The organism is Geodermatophilus sp. SYSU D00697 (assembly GCF_054050175.1).
On record NZ_JBJGYV010000066.1, the window covers coordinates 1 to 1954 of the forward strand.

At 79.2% G+C, this 1954-nt stretch carries 1 protein-coding gene; it reads right to left on the reverse strand.

The genetic code is table 11. The features are described 5' to 3' along the window. Positions 1 to 145: 145 nt before the first annotated feature. Positions 146 to 1954 (reverse strand): S9 family peptidase (locus ACI79C_RS25200; protein WP_456948441.1); only part of this gene is annotated, 1809 nt, incomplete at its 5' end.

Below are 1954 nucleotides of genomic sequence, written 5' to 3' on the forward strand. Positions count from 1 at the left end.
CCCCCGCCCCCCCCCCCCCCCCCCCCCCCCCCCCCCCCCCCCCCCCCCCCCCCCCCCCCCCCCCCCCCCCCCCCCCCCCCCCCCCCCCCCCCCCCCCCCCGGCCGGGCAGGAGGCCGCCCGGCCGGCGCACGCTCGGTACCGCGCTCAGTCCAGCCGGGTGGCGCGCACGGTCAGCGGCTCGGGCCGGTCGCCGGCGGCCGCCAGCGCGTCCGCGTCGACCACCTCGCCGGGCAGCTCCTCGAGCTCGGGGTCGGGGTCCTGCGCGGTCGGCAGCCACCTGTCCCACCAGCGCAGCAGGTGCTCCAGCCGCGCCCGCCGGTGCCGCGGCCGGCCGGACCGGGACAGCTCGTGCCCCTCCCCCGGGAACAGCAGCAGCTCCGAGGGGACCCCGCGGCGCTTGAGCGCGGTGTAGAGCCGCAGCCCCTGCTCGACCGGGCAGCGCCAGTCCTGCTCGGAGTGGACGACGAGCGTCGGTGTGGTGATCGCCCCGGCCTGCGCCAGCACGTCCTGCTCGGCCAGCCGCGCGGGGTCGGTCCCGAGGTGCTGGTCGGCGAAGTACCACCCGATGTCGGAGGAGCCGGCGAAGCTGACCGGGTCGAGCACCGCGCGCTCCACGACCGCCGCCGCGAAGCGGGTCGTGCGCCCGATCAGGTGCGCGGTGAGCCAGCCGCCGTAGGAGCCGCCCATCACACCGACCCGGTCGGCGTCCAGAGCCGGGTCCTCCAGGACGGCGTCGAGGAAGGCCAGGACGTCGGCGGTGTCCGCCGTCCCCCAGGCGCCGCGGAGGGCCCGGCCGTGCGCCTGCCCGTAGCCCGACGAGCCGCGCGGGTTGCACCGCACGACGGCGTACCCGGCCGACACGAGGACCTGGACCTCGTCGACGAGTGACCAGCCCACCTGCCGGTAGGGCCCGCCGTGCACCACGAGCAGCACCGGGTGCGGCCCCGGGCCGTCCGGCACGGTGACCCACCCGTGCACCGGGTACCCGTCGGGCGCGGTCGCGGTGTGCTCGCGGGCCCGGTGCAGCCGCCCGGTGCCGCCCAGCGCTCGCCCGAAGGCGGTGAGCAGCCGCCGGCGGCCGGGTGTGATGGCGATGAGCTCACCGGCGGAGCGGTCGTGCGCCACGGTCGCGACCACCACGCCGCCGCCCACGGCGACCCCGCGGACGGTGAACGGGCCGTCGACCAGCGCCTCGGGCGTCCCCCCGTCCAGCGGCACGCGCAGCAGGTCGACCGCGCCGCGCCGCTGCACGCCGAGGTACGCGGCCCCGTCGGCCAGCACGGTCGCCGGCGTCTCGTCCCCGCGGTCGGTGGACGCGGGGTCCAGCAGCGGCTCCAGGGGTCCGCCGGTCGCCGGCACGCGGCACAGCGTGGCGCTGCGGGCGACGTCGTCCACGCCGTCGGTCCCCAGGTCGGGCCGGGCGGTGAGGTGGATCCAGGCGCCGGAGGGGTCGTAGGCGGGCAGGGAGCACTCGCCCCGTCCGTCGGTGACCCGCCGCGGTGTCCCGCCCACCGCCGGCACGGCGTAGACGTCCCGCACGAGGTCGCGGTCGGCCCGCGGGTGCCGGGCGGAGACGAAGGCCAGCTCCGCGCCGTCGGGGCTCCAGGCGGGGTCGCAGTCGTCGGCGGGTCCGTCGGTGAGCTGCCGCGGCTGTGGCAGCGGCGCGTCGTCGTCCGCCTCGTCGGGGGGCAGGTCGAGGACGAAGACGTGACTGCGCTGGTCGACGACGAAGCCGACGCCGTCCAGCCGGTACTTCAGGGTGGTGATCAGCCGCGGCGGCTCGGCCTCGGGCCCGACCCCTGGTGCGGTGCCGTAGCGCCCCGCCTCCGGGACCCGCGCGGTGTAGGCCAGCCGCCGGGAGTCCGGCGACCACACCGGGGCTCCGGCGCTCAGCGGGTGCTCGGTGAGCCGGCGCGGCGCCCCGCCGGCGGTCGGCTGCAGGTGCACCTGCTG